The organism is Olivibacter sp. XZL3, from assembly GCF_004368405.1.
Taxonomy (GTDB): Bacteria; Bacteroidota; Bacteroidia; order Sphingobacteriales; family Sphingobacteriaceae; genus Olivibacter.
The window spans coordinates 1-1,234 of record NZ_SBJH01000014.1 but is presented as its reverse complement, the minus strand read 5'-3'; the positions used below and the strand labels follow the sequence as shown (position 1 = coordinate 1,234).

The following is a 1,234-nucleotide window of genomic DNA, read 5'->3' as shown; positions in this document are numbered from 1 at the left end:
CTATGATACTCCCTATTTGTTGGACAACTTTTTACTAAACTAAGATATAATTACGATACATTTTTAATTTCCTGATAGAACTTTTCATCGGGTGTTATCCTTCCTAAGGATTTGTGCCTTCTTTCAGTATTGTAAAATAAGACGTACTCCTTAACCTGCTTGTACAGATCCACGCCACCATTCGGTGGATTGAGGTATATCTTCTCTCTTTTTAGGGATCCCCAGAACCTTTCGATGTAGATATTGTCCAGTGCCCTTCCTTTGCCGTCCATAGATATTTTTATGTCATTTCCCTTAAGCAATTTCACAAAAACTTCTGAGGTAAACTGGGAACCTTGGTCGGTATTGAATATCTCCGGCTTACCATGCCTTTGCATCGTATCTGCCAGCACGTCCCTGCACCATTCGGCACTCATCGTATTGGACACGTCCCAGCCCATTATCTTTCGGCTGTATACATCTATGATGGCAAACATATACATAAAGCCTTTAAACATGGGGATGTACGTGATATCTGCCTGCCATACCTGGGCAGGCCTTTCGATCTTAAGGTTCCTGAGTAGGTACGGAAATTTATAGTCCGCCTTATTTGCTTTGCTCAGGTTCTTTTTAGGATGTATGGTTTTCAGGTTCATGAGTTTGTACAGCCTACGAACACGCTTTTGTCCAACGAAATAGCCTAGATCCTGCCTTAAATAGTCCGTCATCCGCTCTACCCCGTAGAATGGACAGTCCAGGAACTTACGGTCTATCGCATTCATAACCTGTAGGTTGAACAGCGATTCCCCCTTAGGTTTAAAATAATAACTGCTACGAGGTAACTCCATAACCTTGCACTGTCTGTAAACGCTCATTTTCTTATAGGACGGGCAAACAAGCCCGCGTTTCTCTTCCAAGCTCATTTGCCCAATACTTTTTTTAAGAAATCCACCTGTATCTGTAACTCCCCAATCTTGGAATATAGTTCTTTTTCCTTGGAATCGTCTTTTGAAGAAGACTTGTCCGTGGTAAAAACAGATTCTGCATTATCCAGAAACTCCCGTTTCCAGGTGTTGATCTGGGTTGGGTGTAACTCGTGTTTAACCGCCAGCTCCTGGATAGTCTGCTGCTCTTTGATGGCTTCTATGGCTACCTTAGCCTTAAAGCTTGCACTGAATTTCCTGCGTTCTTTTTTCATTCTCAACTGCTAATTTAAACATTTATGCAGTTGTCCAGTATTTGGGTAGTATGATAT

The 1,234-nt window shown here is 41.9% G+C and carries 2 protein-coding genes; both read right to left on the bottom strand.

Features of this window, described 5'->3' with window-relative positions; genetic code table 11:
• Positions 1 to 50 precede the first annotated feature (50 nt).
• On the bottom strand, positions 51 to 902 hold the full coding sequence (locus tag EPX21_RS05530; protein ID WP_134088678.1) for an IS3 family transposase: 852 nt from the start codon (positions 900 to 902) through the stop codon (positions 51 to 53).
• The gene (locus EPX21_RS05525; RefSeq protein WP_134088677.1) at positions 899 to 1,177 is read right to left on the bottom strand and encodes a transposase; all 279 of its coding nucleotides are present in this window, start codon (positions 1,175 to 1,177) and stop codon (positions 899 to 901) included. The genes EPX21_RS05530 and EPX21_RS05525 overlap by 4 nt, the downstream gene beginning before the upstream one ends.
• Positions 1,178 to 1,234: the final 57 nt, after the last annotated feature.